This is a genomic window from Vibrio sp. 2304 (assembly GCF_033339475.1).
Classification (GTDB): domain Bacteria; phylum Pseudomonadota; class Gammaproteobacteria; order Enterobacterales; family Vibrionaceae; genus Vibrio; species Vibrio alginolyticus.
Map to the genome: position 1 here is coordinate 258,417 of NZ_JAWOUQ010000006.1, position 15,201 is coordinate 273,617.

Genomic DNA, 15,201 nt, shown 5'->3' on the forward strand with positions numbered 1-15,201 from the left:
TAAATTTGCAATAAAATTATTACTCAACAAAGAGCAGTGAACTATATCACAAGTTGTCTTTCATACCTTTTTCTTATGCAGTTTTTGCCAACTCCCTTGAAAAAAATACGCCTTGACTCCATCTGTAGGTGAATAATCCATCACTCATTGCCTTATTCGGGCAGTGATTAGATAGCGTAGTGTTCTATGAGTTCCCTAAATGAAGCCGTTAGGCTAGATAAATGGCTATGGGCCGCAAGATTTTACAAAACCCGCTCCATCGCGCGTAACATGGTCGATGGCGGTAAAGTCCACTATAATGGCCAACGAAGCAAGCCGAGTAAAATCGTTGAAGTGGGCGCTGAAGTAAGACTTCGTCAAGGCAACGAAGAAAAAATCGTGATCATCGAACAAATCTCAGATCAACGCCGAGGCGCTCCCATCGCACAAACCTTATATCGCGAAACTAATGAAAGTATAGCGAAACGTGAGGAACACGCGACTCAACGTAAGCTTAATGCCCACAACCCAAGTCCGGAACGCCGCCCAGATAAAAAGCAGCGCCGAGACATCATTAAGTTCAAACACCAATAAAAGCCGGAATTACCAACGAGGAAAGCACTCCATGGCAAATAATGTTTTAAACCGCTACCTATTCGAAGATCTTTCAGTACGTGGCGAGTTGGTACAATTGGATGAAGCGTACCAACGTGTTATCTCCAGCAAGGAATATCCGGTAGCAATAGAGAAACTGCTGGGTGAGCTACTCGTTTCAACTACTCTTTTAACTGCCACTCTTAAGTTCGAAGGTTCAATCACCATCCAGCTACAAGGCGACGGTCCTGTGTCTCTTGCCGTTATCAACGGTGACCATAACCAACGTGTTCGTGGCGTAGCTCGCTGGGAAGGCGATATTGCCGATGACGCAAACATTCACGATCTAATGGGTAAGGGCTACCTTGTGATCACTATCGAACCGAAAAACGGCGAGCGTTACCAAGGCGTCGTTGGATTAGAAGGTGACACTTTAGCAGAAGTGCTAGAAGGCTACTTTGCAAACTCAGAGCAGTTAAAAACGCGCCTATGGATCCGCACTGGCGAGCATGAGGGCAAAGCACACGCAGCAGGTATGTTGATTCAAGTGATCCCCGACGGCACTGGCTCTCCAGATGATTTCGAACATCTAGAGCAGCTCACTGATACAGTAAAAGATGAAGAATTGTTTGGTTTAGAAGCGAACGAGTTATTGTATCGACTATATAACCAAGACAAAGTACGTCTGTACGAGCCGCAACCTGTCGAGTTCCATTGTGGCTGTTCTCGTGAGCGTAGCGGTGCCGCAATCATCACCGTTGAGAAATCTGAAATTTATGACATTTTGGCAGAAGTTGGATCAGTTTCTTTACATTGTGATTACTGTGGCACAACTTATACGTTCGACGAATCTGAAGTCACTGAACTGTATGCACAAGCTTCTACGGACAAGAAAACCCTGCATTAATTTACATAGCTTATCAAGCACGTAATTTACCCTACAAAAGGCCAGCTTAATGCTGGCCTTTTTGTGATCAACCCCTCGTAATAACTAGCCTCAAGCGTAATAAAACAACTGCTTAATTTTAAACAATTAATAATGATTTTGCCCTAGCGCAAAGGATTGCGTGCACGATAGACTATTCCCACCAATATGTGACGGGTTACCTAAAACCTTATTGAAATCATGGGTAAATTTTGAGCTATCTCCCTGTTTTCTCCCCGCCCCGTTGCTAGCATGGTGAGCAGATTAAAATTAAAACATTCTTACAAAATCCCTACAAAATCCTTATAAGGAGCACCTATGACCGTTATGGAACATACTAAGGCTGCAACACTTGATCTAACCAAGCACGGACTGCATAACGTAAAAGAGGTTATTCGCAACCCAAGCTACGAAATGTTGTTTGAGGAAGAAACGCGTGAAGACCTAACCGGTTATGAGCGCGGCGTGGTTACTGAACTAGGTGCGGTTGCCGTTGACACTGGCATCTTTACTGGTCGCTCACCAAAAGATAAATACATCGTCAAAGACGCTACGACAGAAGAACATATGTGGTGGACGTCTGATCAAGTGAAAAATGATAACAAGCCAATCACTCCTGAAGTGTGGGACGAGCTAAAAGAACTGGTCACAAACCAGCTTTCTAACAAACGCTTGTTTGTTGTTGACGGTTACTGTGGTGCAAACCCAGATACACGTTTGAGCATTCGTGTTATCACAGAAGTCGCATGGCAAGCGCACTTCGTTAAAAACATGTTTATTCGCCCGACAGAAGAAGAGTTAGCGACATTTGAACCAGACTTCGTAGTAATGAATGGCGCAAAATGCACTAATCCAAAATGGGAAGAGCAAGGCCTGAACTCAGAAAACTTCACCGTATTTAACCTAACCGAGCGCATGCAACTTATCGGTGGTACTTGGTACGGCGGTGAAATGAAGAAAGGTATGTTCGCCATGATGAACTACTTCCTTCCACTAAAAGACATCGCATCAATGCACTGTAGCGCTAACATGGGCAAAGATGGCGATGTAGCGGTATTCTTCGGTCTATCTGGTACAGGTAAAACGACCCTGTCGACTGATCCTAAACGTGCGCTAATTGGTGATGATGAGCACGGCTGGGATGATGACGGTGTCTTCAACTTCGAAGGTGGTTGTTACGCAAAAACCATCAAACTTTCGAAAGAAGCAGAGCCGGACATCTACAATGCAATTCGTCGTGATGCACTGCTAGAAAACGTAACAGTACGTGGCGATGGCTCTATCGACTTTGATGATGGTTCGAAAACAGAAAACACACGTGTTTCTTACCCTATCTACCATATCGATAATATCGTTAAGCCAGTATCAAAAGGCGGTCACGCGAATAAAGTGATCTTCCTATCAGCCGATGCATTTGGCGTACTGCCTCCAGTATCTAAATTGACACCTGAGCAAACTAAGTACCACTTCCTGTCTGGCTTTACCGCCAAACTAGCGGGAACAGAGCGCGGTATTACTGAGCCAACACCAACTTTCTCTGCTTGTTTCGGCGCGGCGTTCCTAACACTTCACCCAACTAAATACGCAGAAGTACTGGTTAAACGCATGGAAGCAGCAGGCGCTGAGGCTTACCTAGTGAACACAGGTTGGAACGGCACTGGCAAACGTATCTCCATTCAAGATACACGCGGAATTATTGATGCCATTCTTGATGGCTCGATTGAAGAAGCACCAACTAAGCACATTCCTATCTTCAATCTTGAAGTACCAACGTCACTACCAGGTGTGGATCCTAGCATTCTAGACCCTCGCGACACCTACGTTGACCCACTTCAGTGGGAAAGCAAAGCGAAAGATTTAGCAGCGCGCTTTATCAATAACTTTGATAAGTACACAGACAACGCTGAAGGTAAATCTCTGGTTGCGGCTGGTCCTCAGATTGATTAAATCGAGTAGCAGCGACGTCGCGTAAACTCAGTGAAAAGTTGGCATTAACTTATCACCTTTACGTAGGCCAAGTTACAAAAATTGCTTCAAGCCCCTCTTTTGAGGGGCTTTTTATTGAATACCACAGAATATTGATACAAGCTAAAGCCTATCTAGTTTTATTTAATAACACACGTAGGTTCTAGCAAAGATGAAAACAGCGCGTCGAGTTCTACTTCTGTTACTGGTTATCTTGGTTGCCATTCCGGCCGCTACGATTGCGCTGCTAACAACATCTTACGCGGACGCAACCTGGCGCTTGCTGTCAAACACCTTTTCTCTTCCCTTCCGGGCCGAAAACGTGCGTTATGGCTTTCCCTATCACCTAACTTTACAACGCGTGAACACCAGCGGAGACGATGCGTCTTACATCGAGCAAGTCGATTTATGGATGAATCCCGATGTTTATCGCGATGGTAAATGGATCGTTGATAGTTTATTGATTGATGGTATGAGCTTGCAGTATGGCGCACCAAAGCTCCCACCTTTAGATAACGTTTTATTCCATCAAATCGCGCTCAAAAATATTGATTACGCCGACGAGCAGTTCTCTGCCAATGGCATTGACCTTCAAATTCAATCACCACAATGGAATGGTCAATTAATACCATATGGCGAAGTTCAACTTGCGGCCGACCAACTCTATTGGAATGGCGAAGCCTTTAATCAAGTCTTAGTCGATATAGACTACAAACCGCAAGACAGTACGCTTTATGGCACCTCTTTTAACTGGCGTAACAGTCAAATATCTGGGCAAGGGGAGCAGTATCCTCAAGGCTGGTCTTTAGTAAATGTGACCATCAACAAGCTGAAACTGAATAATACGCAGCGCCAATCACTGCTTGCAAAACCTTGGCACGATCTACCATTTAACATTAATCATATTAATAGCTTAGATTTGCTTAACGCCGATATTGAATGGGGCGACTGGCACTGGCAGAACTTGGATCTTTCTGTGGAAAACGCCACACTGCCACTGTCTCTCTGGAAGACAAAAGCTCAAGTGTCATTGCAGGCGGATAGCGTTCGATTCCAGCAGCAAACCGCAATAGAGCCACGTTTGAGTGCCGCTATCGAGCCAGGAGTAATCCAGCTCAACGAGCTCAGCTTAGATTGGCAGCAAGGTCGAGTGCAAGTTTCTGGATTGTTCACGCCAACACAATGGAAGCTCAAAGAAGCCTCTATTCAAGGCCTCAAGTGGGCAACACAGCCAAAAGACAACCTAAATTGGTGGCACGCCGCCACCAGCGAGTTAGAGCATGTTGCAATCGAACGACTCGACATTGAGCGCAGCCAAATTATCCAGCTATCTCACGAACCTTATTGGCAACTTTCCGGTTTAAATATCGAAGGGCAACAGCTTGATATTAAACAGTCGGCTCAACGTTGGGGCCTTTGGCAAGGCGAATTGGAAGTCAGCGTTGTCAACGCCAGCTATGACCAAATACTCACGTCTCACGCAGCACTTGCCATGCAAAGCAAAGATGGCTTTTGGCAATTGACTCGCCTTTTTGCGCCACTCGAGCAAGGCTACGTAGAAGGCATCGGACAAATAGATTTGAGTACCCCGAGCCAACCTTGGGCGCTCAACGTCAATGCTGATGGTATTCCCTTATCGCTCTTCCACGATTATTTTTTACCCGACACACTGGCTATTGATGGTTTTTCCGATCTCAGCCTCGATCTACAAGGGTTATCAGGTGATCGCAACATGCTGGCCTACAGCTTATCGGGTGAAGTGGAAGCCAATCTCCGAGATACCCGCTTGAAGTCCCAAGCGGATCATTCGCTCAAAGCCATTACCTTAAGTCCACTGCGTTTAAGCGCGCAACGAGGGGAAGTTGCCATAAAGCCGGTCACCATCTCAGGAAAAGCCATAAGTGGTAAGGTTTGGGGAACATTTGATATGGCCAACAACCCGCTAAGTGGCATTACTTATCAATTGGAAGAGTCGTGCGGAAACATTGAAGGCGATCTACTAAGTGGCGAAACCCACCGTAATGAGTGCGTGAACGCATCAAAACTGGCCGAGCCTACTGATATTGAGACTCCACAGAAAAATGAACCTTCCATCGAGCAGCCAATCGTAATTGATAACATCAATTTGGAGACTCAAGAGGAAGAGCTTTACGAAGAAGTTATCGAAGAAGATGAAGTACCCAACACGCATTCCGCAGCAGAAGAACAAATCCTCTCACCGACAGAGCAAGAAGGTGAAACAGATAGGCGCCCAGCAGGTCAGTCGGCGCTTAACCCATCAGCAACTGAGTAACTGCGAGTAGTTCGGTATCAACATATAGGTACCGACAAAATCCACAGCTGGCGTGTCACCACTATAAATCACTACGTGAATAACGATGCGTGCTTTGCGTCCCGACTCCAATCGGTCTAGGTCACCACTGATCCCATCCAACGAAGTACTCGCCACGGGGTTTTGTTCGACTGGTTGACGATAACGAATAGAGCTGTCGGCCAACACAATATCACCGTGCAACCCACGCTCTTTAAGCAGCAGCCACGTCATCCCCCACCCTGTCAGGGTTGCTAAGGTAAAAGCTGACCCGGCGAACATGGTGTTATGCGGATTAAGGTTAGGATTAAGCTGCGCACAGCATTCAAACTGGTAACCCGTGTACTGGTTAATTTTGATCCCCATTTTGTCGCTAATTGGGATTTGTTGCTCCCAGCGCTGTTGAAGCTCAGTACACCATTCAGGGCGACGTAACACATTGGCCATCGGATCCAGTTGCTTCACCATTTGCTGATGGCGCACAGGGCCACGCTCATCGGTCAGCTCGCCTCGACGCTCAAAGCCATTTTTTTCATAAAAGGCGATGGCATCTTCACGGGCATTACACACCAAGCGTTTCGCTCCTTCTTGGCGCGCTAACGACTCTAGTGCAACCAAAACCAGCGAACCCATCCCTTTGCTACGGCGATTATTTTTAACCGCCATATAGCGGATCTGGCCATCATTGTCCGGCGTAATGTATAAACGGCCAATCGCCATAGGACGACCTCGACCATCAACAATCATGCGGTGATGGCTCATTTCGTCGTATTCATCGCGCTCAGAGCCGATCGGCATACGCCATGGCTCACGAAGCAGTTGCCAGCGAAACTGATAATACTTGTTTATCTGATTATCGGTTTTGGGAGTAATGAGTTTGAACATATCAATCCTTTGAAAGCACAACACTAATCAGTGTCGGAAAAATTACTCCAAGCCAATTCCATGAGCTTGGAGTTAAAGCTTAGACTATGGCGCCTGTGTTACCAGATTAGACCTGCAACCAAAACGTCACTGGACCGTCATTCACCAAAGACACTTTCATATCGGCAGCGAAGCGGCCACGCTGTGTGGGTAAGACTTCTTCACACAAGTCAGAAAAGTAATCATACAAGCGCTCTGCATCAACAGGATGCGCACCGCGAGAAAAACCAGCTCGCGTGCCTTTTTTTGTATCCGCAGGCAGCGTAAATTGAGAAACCACCAGCACTTTACCTTCCACCTGTTTAACGTTCAGGTTCATCTTGCCTTCGTCATCTTCGAACACACGGTAGGTTGTAACACGCTCCATTAAACGCTTTGCTTTAGCTTCATCGTCGTCCTTCTCTACGCCCAATAAGACCAGCAGACCACGATCAATTTCTCCTACGACTTCACCATCCACACGGACGGCTGCTTCACTGACTCGTTGAATTAGCGCTATCACTACTCTCGCTTCCTTCATCTGTTAACTGAGATTCAGCGGTCGAGTGTATCATGTCTAAATCTTCACTCCAGTGCTCTCGCTCACCAAGCGCAGCCGTAACTTCCGCCCCCAATAACACGATCATCCAGCATAAATACACCCAAACAAATAAGATAGGAATCGCCGCTAACGCGCCGTAAATGAGCTGATAAGACGGAAACTGAGTGATGTAGAGTGCAAAGCCTTTTTTACTCAACTCGAACAGTATCGCGGCGACTGCTGCCCCCATGGCACCATGAGCGAGGTGTACTTTTTTATTCGGCACTAGAATATACAAGCCAAGAAAAGCAAAAAAGGACAGCAACAACGGTAGCCAACGCAGAAATAAATTAAACGCACCAGATAATGTCTCGTTCTCTAAAATTTGCAGCGAAGTCACGTACGACGTCGCCGCAATACTCGCACCGACCATGATCGGCCCTAACGTGAGTACCATCCAATACATAGAGAATGAAAAGACTAAACGGCGCTTATCTTTAACTCGCCAAATGTAGTTTAAGTTCTTATCAATGTTGGAAATCAGCATGACCGCTGCGATGAATAAAAACCCACCGCCAACCGCGCTCATTTTGCCCGTATTCGCCACAAATTCCTGTAATGCCGTATGTACAGCTTCTCCAGAAGCTGGCACAAAATTCTCAATAATGTAGCCTTGCAGCACTTCACCAACGTTCGCAAAAACGGGAAATTTCGACAATATTGATAACAATACCGTCAGCATTGGCACGATGGATAACAAGGTAATGTAGGCAAGATAGCCCGCGTTCACATTCACACGGTCATGCGTTAATCGCTTAAGAAGGTACGTAAAAAACGCGACGCAACTTGGCAGTAGATTGATTAATCTCGCCTTGTAACTCTCTGATAACTGGTTCATAGTTCATCCCATAATTAGCGCCGAGGACATAAGAATGCCTTATTTATTAGCAATTGTACTATCAATTTTCACTTTAACAGGGTGTCAATCTGCTTATTACTCAGCAATGGAGCAGGTTGGGTATCATAAACGAGATATTATGGTCGACCGCGTCGAAGATGCCAAAGAATCTCAACAAGATGCACAAGAAGAATTCACCAGTGCACTTGAAGCCTTATCTGCGATCACCAACTTTGATGGTGGTGAGCTAGAAAATGTCTACAACAACATCAATGACAAATACGAAGATAGCGAAAAAGCGGCTCAAGACGTACGTGACCGTATTGCTGCGATTGAAGACGTATCCGGCGCACTGTTTGATGAGTGGCAAGATGAGCTAGAGCTGTACTCGAGTGCGAAACTGCGTCGTTCAAGCGAGCAAAAGCTACGTGAAACCAAAGCCTCGTACAAAACCATGCTTAGCGCTATGAAGCGTGCAGAGAAAAAGATGACACCGGTACTGGACACGCTGCGTGACAACACGTTGTACTTAAAACACAACCTTAACGCCAGTGCGATTGGTTCTTTGCAAGGTGAGTTCTCTAGCTTAGAGAAGGACATTCAGTTTGCGATCAAACAAATGAACGAAGCGATTGCAGAGTCCGATAAATTCCTACAAAAGCTCAATCAAAAGTAAATGATTTAGACCTCCTCCTAGTGAGGAGGTTTTAGTCGGCGACCTTACCGAGTAAACCGATGACTCTTCGAACAAAGCCTACTCTCTCTGGCACAGTTCCCCATGGTACTTCTATCACTTCATAACCCAACTCAGTATAGACACTCACTAACGACTGATGAATCTCCAATGCTTCTTCAAAGCTGTGCGGACGCACTTCATCTTGTACGTAAATGGATGCTTCAGGTCGACAAGTAAACACCTGACTATGGTACCCAGCGCTTTCGGTTAAGAAAGCTTGGTCAACCTTACAGCCGCCCACTTGTAGGTATGCAATGATGTCGGGGATGGCGCGATCAACAAACGCAACATCATGACAACGCGCATCACTCTTTTGTTTGTCCATCAACCCAAGGCATAACTTGGCAAACTCAGGTAAATTCGTCCACGGCAAAATACCATTTTCTAACTGGCTTTGCTGCTCAATCAAGTCGCGGGACCCTTCAGGAAACGTGGCGTAACCACACGCGTCTAGCGCATTCAGCAGTGTTGTTTTTCCCGCACCAGGCCCACCGGTGATAATAATCGGGTTCATATTCAACTCCAGAAAACAAAAAGCCCCGAGCATAACTCGAGGCTTCTTCTTAATTGAATCGCTTAACGAAAATTATTTCGCGCCACGAGAAGCACGCTTACGGTCGCTTTCCGTTAGGAACTTCTTACGGATACGGATGCTTTCAGGCGTTACTTCTACTAGCTCGTCGTCATCGATGAATTCTAGTGCTTGCTCAAGAGTCATCTTGATTGGCGGAGTAAGAACCTGTGCGTCATCTGTACCTGATGCACGAACGTTGGTTAGCTGCTTACCTTTCAGTGCGTTTACCGTTAGGTCGTTGTCACGGCTGTGAATACCGATAACCATACCTTCGTAAACTTCAACACCGTGACCGATAAATAGACGACCACGCTCTTGAAGGTTGAACAGTGCGTTAGTTAGCGCTTTACCCATCGCGTTCGCGATTAGTACACCGTTTACACGTTGACCGATGTTACCGCCTTTGTGAGGGCCGTAGTGATCAAACGTATGGTAAAGAAGACCTGAACCTGAAGTCAGTGTCATGAATTCCGTTTGGAAACCGATCAGACCACGTGATGGCATAACGAAGTCCATACGCACACGACCTTTACCGTCTGGAGACATGTCTTTCAGCTCACCTTTACGTAGGCCGATGTTCTCCATGATGCCGCCTTGGTGCTCTTCCATTACGTCGATAGTTACCGTTTCGAACGGTTCCATCAACTGACCATCTTCTTCTTTGATGATTACTTCTGGACGAGATACTGCTAGCTCGAAGCCTTCACGACGCATGTTTTCGATCAGGATAGAAAGGTGAAGTTCACCACGACCTGATACGCGGAATTTATCTGGATCGTCTGTTTGCTCAACGCGTAGTGCAACGTTGTGTACCAGTTCCTTCTCAAGACGCTCAAGGATGTTACGTGACGTTACGAACTTACCTTCTTTACCCGCGAATGGAGACGTGTTTACTTGGAATGTCATCGTTACTGTTGGTTCATCAACAGACAATGGTGGTAATGCTTCTACTGCGTTTTGTGCACAGATAGTGTCAGAAATTTTCAGCTCGCCAAGACCAGTGATTGCGATGATATCACCCGCGTTAGCTTGTTCCACTTCGTGACGCTCTAGGCCAAGGTAGCCCATTACTGTACCCACTTTACCGTTGCGAGTTTTACCGTCAGCACCAATAATGGTTACCTGCTGGTTTGGCTTAACGCTACCACGAGTTACGCGAGCCACGCCGATAACACCAACGTAAGAGCTGTAGTCTAGCTGAGAAACTTGCATCTGTAGTGGACCATCAAGGTCAACATTTGGCGCGTCAACAACATCAACGATAGTTTGGAATAGTGGTTCCATATTCTCGCCAGTTTCGCCTTCTTCTAGAGAAGCCCAGCCGTTAAGTGCTGATGCGTAAACTACTTTAAAGTCTAGCTGGTCATCAGTTGCACCTAGGTTGTCGAATAGATCGAACACTTGGTCCATAACCCAATCAGGACGTGCACCAGGGCGGTCAATCTTGTTGATTACAACGATTGGTTTTAGACCGTGAGCAAACGCTTTTTGTGTTACGAAACGCGTTTGAGGCATTGGACCATCGACTGCGTCAACGATAAGTAGTACTGAGTCTACCATCGACATGATACGCTCAACTTCACCACCGAAGTCCGCGTGTCCCGGAGTATCTACGATGTTGATACGGTAATCGTTCCAGTCGATTGCTGTGTTTTTAGCAAGAATGGTAATACCGCGCTCTTTCTCGATGTCGTTCGAGTCCATGACTCGCTCTTCAGCTTCACCGCGAGACTCAAGCGTGCCTGATTGTTGTAGCAGCTTGTCAACCAACGTGGTTTTACCGTGGTCAACGTGCGCGATGATCGCGATATTTCTTAATTTATCAATCTGTGGAGTAGCCATGGATATTGATTCACTTAGATAGATGAAATGCCCCCACGCTGAGAACGGGTGCTCTCTGGCGACATTTGCTGATTAAAAAAACGGCCATAATGTACCAGATTTTAGCAAAAAGCCTAGAAATATGTGATCTACTCCCGAGCATTTCTGCGATTTTTACGCTTAATGCCCATTTTCTTCCTCAGAACGAATTGATTAAACGCAACTTTATTCTAATCGATGCATAATTCAAATTGACTCTTGCTCAAAAACTGGGCTGAATACGCAATGTACCTGTCACATTATGGTGCAACAATGATTTTTGGCACCATAATAGTGCAAGCAAAGATCATTTTGGTGCAAGCAAGTGCACCAAACTAGCATTCAAAAACACAATTGCTTGAAATTAATGGAATATTTTTTTTGGCACGGTTTTGGCTTTAGTGAAAACAGCATCGATTAATGAAAAGTCAAATTGATTAATCAATGCCAGGTTTCATGAGTAATTCATAAATCGAGCTTTTACCGCTTATTAACACTGGAGGTTATCCAAGATGTCAGTAGAAAACGTTCTATCGCTGATCCAAGAAAACGAAGTTAAGTTTGTTGACCTACGCTTCACTGATACAAAAGGTAAAGAGCAGCACATTTCGATCCCTGCTCACCAAATCGACGCAGACTTCTTCGAAGAAGGTAAAATGTTCGATGGTTCATCAGTTGCTGGCTGGAAAGGTATCAACGAATCAGACATGGTAATGATGCCTGACGCATCTTCTGCTGTGCTTGACCCATTCACGGAAGACGCAACACTAAATATCCGTTGTGACATCTTAGAGCCTGCAACAATGCAAGGCTATGACCGTGACCCACGCTCTATCGCAAAACGCGCTGAAGACTTCATGCGTTCTACAGGTGTTGCAGATACTGTACTTATCGGTCCTGAGCCAGAATTTTTCCTATTTGATGACGTGAAGTTCTCGACGGACATGTCAGGCTCTTTCTTCAAGATCGACGACGTAGAAGCGGCATGGAACACAGGTTCTGACTACGAAGAAGGTAACAAAGGTCACCGTCCAGGCGTTAAAGGTGGTTACTTCCCAGTAGCTCCAGTAGATTCATCTCAAGACATCCGTTCTGCTATGTGTCTAGTAATGGAAGAAATGGGTCTTGTTGTTGAAGCGCACCACCACGAAGTGGCAACGGCGGGTCAAAACGAAATCGCAACTCGTTTCAACACGCTAACAACCAAAGCTGACGAAATCCAAATCTACAAGTACGTTGTACACAACGTTGCTCACGCGTTTGGTAAAACAGCGACGTTTATGCCTAAACCACTTGTTGGCGACAACGGCAGCGGTATGCACGTTCACCAGTCTCTAGCAAAAGATGGCGTAAACCTATTTGCTGGTGACAAGTACGGCGGTCTATCTGAAATGGCGCTTTACTACATCGGTGGTATCATCAAACACGCTCGTGCAATCAACGCATTCGCTAACCCATCAACAAACTCGTACAAACGTCTTGTACCAGGCTTCGAAGCACCAGTAATGCTAGCTTACTCAGCGCGTAACCGCTCTGCTTCAATCCGTATCCCAGTGGTACCAAGCCCGAAAGCACGTCGTATCGAAGTTCGTTTCGGTGACCCAGCGGCGAACCCATACCTATGTTTCGCAGCAATGCTTATGGCTGGTCTTGACGGTATCAAGAATAAGATCCACCCAGGCGAAGCGATGGATAAAGACCTTTACGATCTTCCAGCTGAAGAAGCAGCAGAAATCCCAACTGTTGCATACTCACTAAAAGATGCGCTAGCAGAGCTAGATGCTGATCGTGAGTTCTTAACAGCGGGCGGCGTATTCTCTGACGACTTCATCGATTCATACATCGACCTTAAGTCTCAGGACGTAGAGCGTGTAAACATGACAACTCACCCTGTTGAGTTCGAACTTTACTACTCTGTGTAAGGTCGACACTGTGTAAAATGTAAACACAGCAATAAAATATTAGGCTCGCCTCGCAGGCGGGCCTTTTTTGTATTCGCCACTCAAGCTTCGACGTTTAACATGAGGGGATAATAAAAATACGCTTAGAATTTTTCCTTACAGGTCAAAGAGCTAAGCCATTGAAACGTGAAATCATCGAACAAGAGAAGGTGAGCAATGAAAGTTCAGCTTATTCCATCACTGTGTGCACTCAGCGGATTGTTAATCGCCTCTATCGCCTTCGCGCAGGTCGCGTATACGTGGGTAGATGAAAATGGCGTGGTTCACTTTAGTGATACGCCAAACAAAGGAGCAAAAGCGATCGCACTGCCAAACCTTGAAGCCAGCGCACCAGCTCCTGAGGTAGAAAGTACTGAATCGCTCGCACCTCAGACTACGCCATCTACTGCATCACAAAACAAGCCAGAGAAAACAACCGAGAAGCCTCTTCCATTAGAACTCTCGATGCTGACTCCCAAGCACAACGAGACCATCCGCAGCAATCGAGGCATCATCAATATTCAATTAGAAACCAATCGCAAGCTTGGTATCGGTGAGCAATTGCAATTGTTACTCGATGGAAAACCTTATGGTGCACCACAAAACCATATAGTGTGGCAGTTAAACAATATTGACCGAGGCACTCACACACTTGCTGTGCACGCGAAAAGAAGCGGCAAGCTTATTGCATCTACTAGCCCTATAACGGTGCATTTACATAGAGCAAGTGTTAAGCCGACCGTAAAAGGGGCAAAATAGAATATCTGGTGAAAAAAATCACATCACAGCGATGCTTTTCACTTTTTCTTCTAAGATTTATTCGCCATACTTAACGTTCAATTGCACCATTATTGTGCATCGCACAATCTTAAAGCAAAACAAGGACGTAATGTGGATACCAGTCTTCCTAGTGCCATTCTCAACAATATGGTGACAGCAACGCTGATTCTTGATGATGGATTGGCCATCCGTTATGCCAATCCGGCTGCCGAATTGCTGTTTTCTCAAAGCGCCAAACGAATTATTGAACAATCACTTTCTCAATTGATTCAGCATGCGTCGCTGGATCTCGCGCTGCTCACTCAACCGTTGCAAAGTGGCCAAAGCATCACCGACAGTGACGTCACTTTCGTTGTTGATGGCCGCCCTTTAATGCTAGAGGTGACGGTTAGCCCTATCACTTGGCAAAAGCAGTTGATGCTTCTGGTCGAGATGCGCAAAATTGATCAGCAGCGCCGACTCTCTCAAGAACTGAACCAACACGCCCAGCAACAAGCAGCGAAGCTGTTAGTCCGAGGGCTTGCACATGAGATCAAAAATCCGCTTGGCGGCTTACGCGGTGCGGCGCAATTGTTAGAAAAAATGCTGCCAGAGCCCTCTCTCACCGAATATACACACATCATCATTGAGCAAGCAGACCGTTTAAGGGCGCTCGTGGATCGATTACTAGGACCGCAGAAGCCAGGTAAGAAGACACAAGAGAATCTGCACCAAATTCTTGAAAAGGTTCGCCAGCTGGTTGAATTAGAGTCACAACGCTCAATCATCATTGAACGAGATTATGACCCAAGCTTGCCAGAGATTTTGATGGATACAGACCAAATCGAACAGGCAATGCTTAATATCGTCAGCAACGCCGCACAAATTCTTAGCCATCAAGAACACGGGAAAATAACCATTCGCACCAGAACGGTGCACCAAGCCAATATTCACGGCAAACGCTGTAAACTCGCTGCTCGTGTCGAAATCACAGACAACGGCCCAGGTATTCCACCGGAACTACAAGACACGCTGTTCTATCCCATGGTCAGTGGCCGCGAGGGAGGAACTGGATTAGGGCTATCTATTTCGCAAAATTTGATCGACCAGCACAATGGAAAAATAGACGTAGAAAGCTGGCCTGGTCACACAACATTTACTATTTATCTGCCGATCTGAGTGCGCTAAAGGACTTCAAGTCGCGTCAGTTTTTCGG

At 46.0% G+C, this 15,201-nt stretch carries 13 protein-coding genes; 8 read left to right on the forward strand and 5 right to left on the reverse strand.

What is annotated here, in order from left to right; genetic code table 11:
• Positions 1-186 precede the first annotated feature (186 nt).
• From hslR to R7P64_RS14405, 4 genes are all read left to right on the forward strand, one after another.
• Entirely contained in the window at positions 187-573 is a 387-nt protein-coding gene (gene hslR, locus R7P64_RS14390) for a ribosome-associated heat shock protein Hsp15 (protein WP_005379292.1), read from the forward strand.
• Positions 574-604: 31 nt separating this feature from the next.
• A complete protein-coding gene (gene hslO / locus R7P64_RS14395) occupies positions 605-1,480 on the forward strand; it encodes an Hsp33 family molecular chaperone HslO (protein WP_248487220.1) in 876 nt (291 codons plus the stop codon).
• Positions 1,481-1,816: 336 nt separating this feature from the next.
• Positions 1,817-3,445, forward strand: a complete 1,629-nt coding sequence (gene pckA / locus R7P64_RS14400) for a phosphoenolpyruvate carboxykinase (ATP) (protein ID WP_005379288.1) — start codon at positions 1,817-1,819, stop codon at positions 3,443-3,445.
• A gap of 190 nt (positions 3,446-3,635) precedes the next feature.
• On the forward strand, positions 3,636-5,756 hold the full coding sequence (locus R7P64_RS14405) for an AsmA family protein (protein ID WP_318118502.1): 2,121 nt from the start codon (positions 3,636-3,638) through the stop codon (positions 5,754-5,756).
• Here the strand turns inward: R7P64_RS14405 and R7P64_RS14410 are convergent.
• The 3 genes from R7P64_RS14410 to R7P64_RS14420 form a co-directional block, all read right to left on the reverse strand.
• On the reverse strand, positions 5,742-6,659 hold the full coding sequence (locus tag R7P64_RS14410) for a bifunctional GNAT family N-acetyltransferase/hotdog fold thioesterase (RefSeq protein WP_005379283.1): 918 nt from the start codon (positions 6,657-6,659) through the stop codon (positions 5,742-5,744). The two genes, R7P64_RS14405 and R7P64_RS14410, sit on opposite strands and share 15 nt — an antisense overlap.
• 106 nt (positions 6,660-6,765) lie before the next feature.
• Positions 6,766-7,200 carry a D-aminoacyl-tRNA deacylase gene (gene dtd / locus R7P64_RS14415; RefSeq protein ID WP_005379282.1) on the reverse strand — a complete coding sequence of 145 codons (435 nt, stop codon included), beginning with the start codon at positions 7,198-7,200 and terminating at the stop codon, positions 6,766-6,768.
• Positions 7,172-8,116 carry a virulence factor BrkB family protein gene (locus R7P64_RS14420; protein ID WP_033905908.1) on the reverse strand — a complete coding sequence of 315 codons (945 nt, stop codon included), beginning with the start codon at positions 8,114-8,116 and terminating at the stop codon, positions 7,172-7,174. Before R7P64_RS14420 ends, dtd begins: the two co-directional genes overlap by 29 nt.
• A 34-nt stretch (positions 8,117-8,150) precedes the next feature.
• Between R7P64_RS14420 and R7P64_RS14425 the strand changes: the two genes are divergently transcribed.
• A complete protein-coding gene (locus R7P64_RS14425; protein WP_005382972.1) occupies positions 8,151-8,792 on the forward strand; it encodes a DUF2959 domain-containing protein in 642 nt (213 codons plus the stop codon).
• Positions 8,793-8,823: 31 nt separating this feature from the next.
• On the opposite strand, the gene R7P64_RS14430 is transcribed toward R7P64_RS14425, so the two are convergent.
• Both R7P64_RS14430 and typA read right to left on the reverse strand, forming a co-directional pair.
• The gene (locus tag R7P64_RS14430) at positions 8,824-9,366 is read right to left on the reverse strand and encodes an AAA family ATPase (RefSeq protein WP_005382971.1); all 543 of its coding nucleotides are present in this window, start codon (positions 9,364-9,366) and stop codon (positions 8,824-8,826) included.
• A 72-nt stretch (positions 9,367-9,438) separates the two neighbouring features.
• Positions 9,439-11,268 carry a translational GTPase TypA gene (gene typA / locus R7P64_RS14435; protein ID WP_005379276.1) on the reverse strand — a complete coding sequence of 610 codons (1,830 nt, stop codon included), beginning with the start codon at positions 11,266-11,268 and terminating at the stop codon, positions 9,439-9,441.
• Positions 11,269-11,798: 530 nt separating this feature from the next.
• On the opposite strand from typA, the gene glnA reads away from it, so the two are divergent.
• The 3 genes from glnA (at position 11,799) to glnL (ending at position 15,164) form a co-directional block, all read left to right on the forward strand.
• Positions 11,799-13,208, forward strand: coding sequence for a glutamate--ammonia ligase (gene glnA, locus R7P64_RS14440; protein ID WP_005379275.1), 1,410 nt, complete (start codon positions 11,799-11,801; stop codon positions 13,206-13,208).
• Between the two features lie 195 nt (positions 13,209-13,403).
• Positions 13,404-13,985, forward strand: coding sequence for a DUF4124 domain-containing protein (locus R7P64_RS14445; protein WP_047103732.1), 582 nt, complete (start codon positions 13,404-13,406; stop codon positions 13,983-13,985).
• A gap of 132 nt (positions 13,986-14,117) precedes the next feature.
• Positions 14,118-15,164, forward strand: coding sequence for a nitrogen regulation protein NR(II) (gene glnL / locus R7P64_RS14450; RefSeq protein ID WP_017821940.1), 1,047 nt, complete (start codon positions 14,118-14,120; stop codon positions 15,162-15,164).
• Positions 15,165-15,201 lie beyond the last annotated feature (37 nt).

Bases quoted from the DNA above. Each gene is read 5' to 3' on its own strand.
- hslR (WP_005379292.1), top strand. From the start codon at position 187: ATGAGTTCCCTAAATGAAGCCGTTAGGCTAGATAAATGGCTATGGGCC.
- hslO (WP_248487220.1), top strand. From the start codon at position 605: ATGGCAAATAATGTTTTAAACCGCTACCTATTCGAAGATCTTTCAGTA.
- pckA (WP_005379288.1), top strand. From the start codon at position 1,817: ATGACCGTTATGGAACATACTAAGGCTGCAACACTTGATCTAACCAAG.
- R7P64_RS14405 (WP_318118502.1), top strand. From the start codon at position 3,636: ATGAAAACAGCGCGTCGAGTTCTACTTCTGTTACTGGTTATCTTGGTT.
- R7P64_RS14410 (WP_005379283.1), bottom strand. From the start codon at position 6,659: ATGTTCAAACTCATTACTCCCAAAACCGATAATCAGATAAACAAGTAT.
- R7P64_RS14420 (WP_033905908.1), bottom strand. From the start codon at position 8,116: ATGAACCAGTTATCAGAGAGTTACAAGGCGAGATTAATCAATCTACTG.
- R7P64_RS14425 (WP_005382972.1), top strand. From the start codon at position 8,151: ATGCCTTATTTATTAGCAATTGTACTATCAATTTTCACTTTAACAGGG.
- R7P64_RS14430 (WP_005382971.1), bottom strand. From the start codon at position 9,366: ATGAACCCGATTATTATCACCGGTGGGCCTGGTGCGGGAAAAACAACA.
- typA (WP_005379276.1), bottom strand. From the start codon at position 11,268: ATGGCTACTCCACAGATTGATAAATTAAGAAATATCGCGATCATCGCG.
- glnA (WP_005379275.1), top strand. From the start codon at position 11,799: ATGTCAGTAGAAAACGTTCTATCGCTGATCCAAGAAAACGAAGTTAAG.
- R7P64_RS14445 (WP_047103732.1), top strand. From the start codon at position 13,404: ATGAAAGTTCAGCTTATTCCATCACTGTGTGCACTCAGCGGATTGTTA.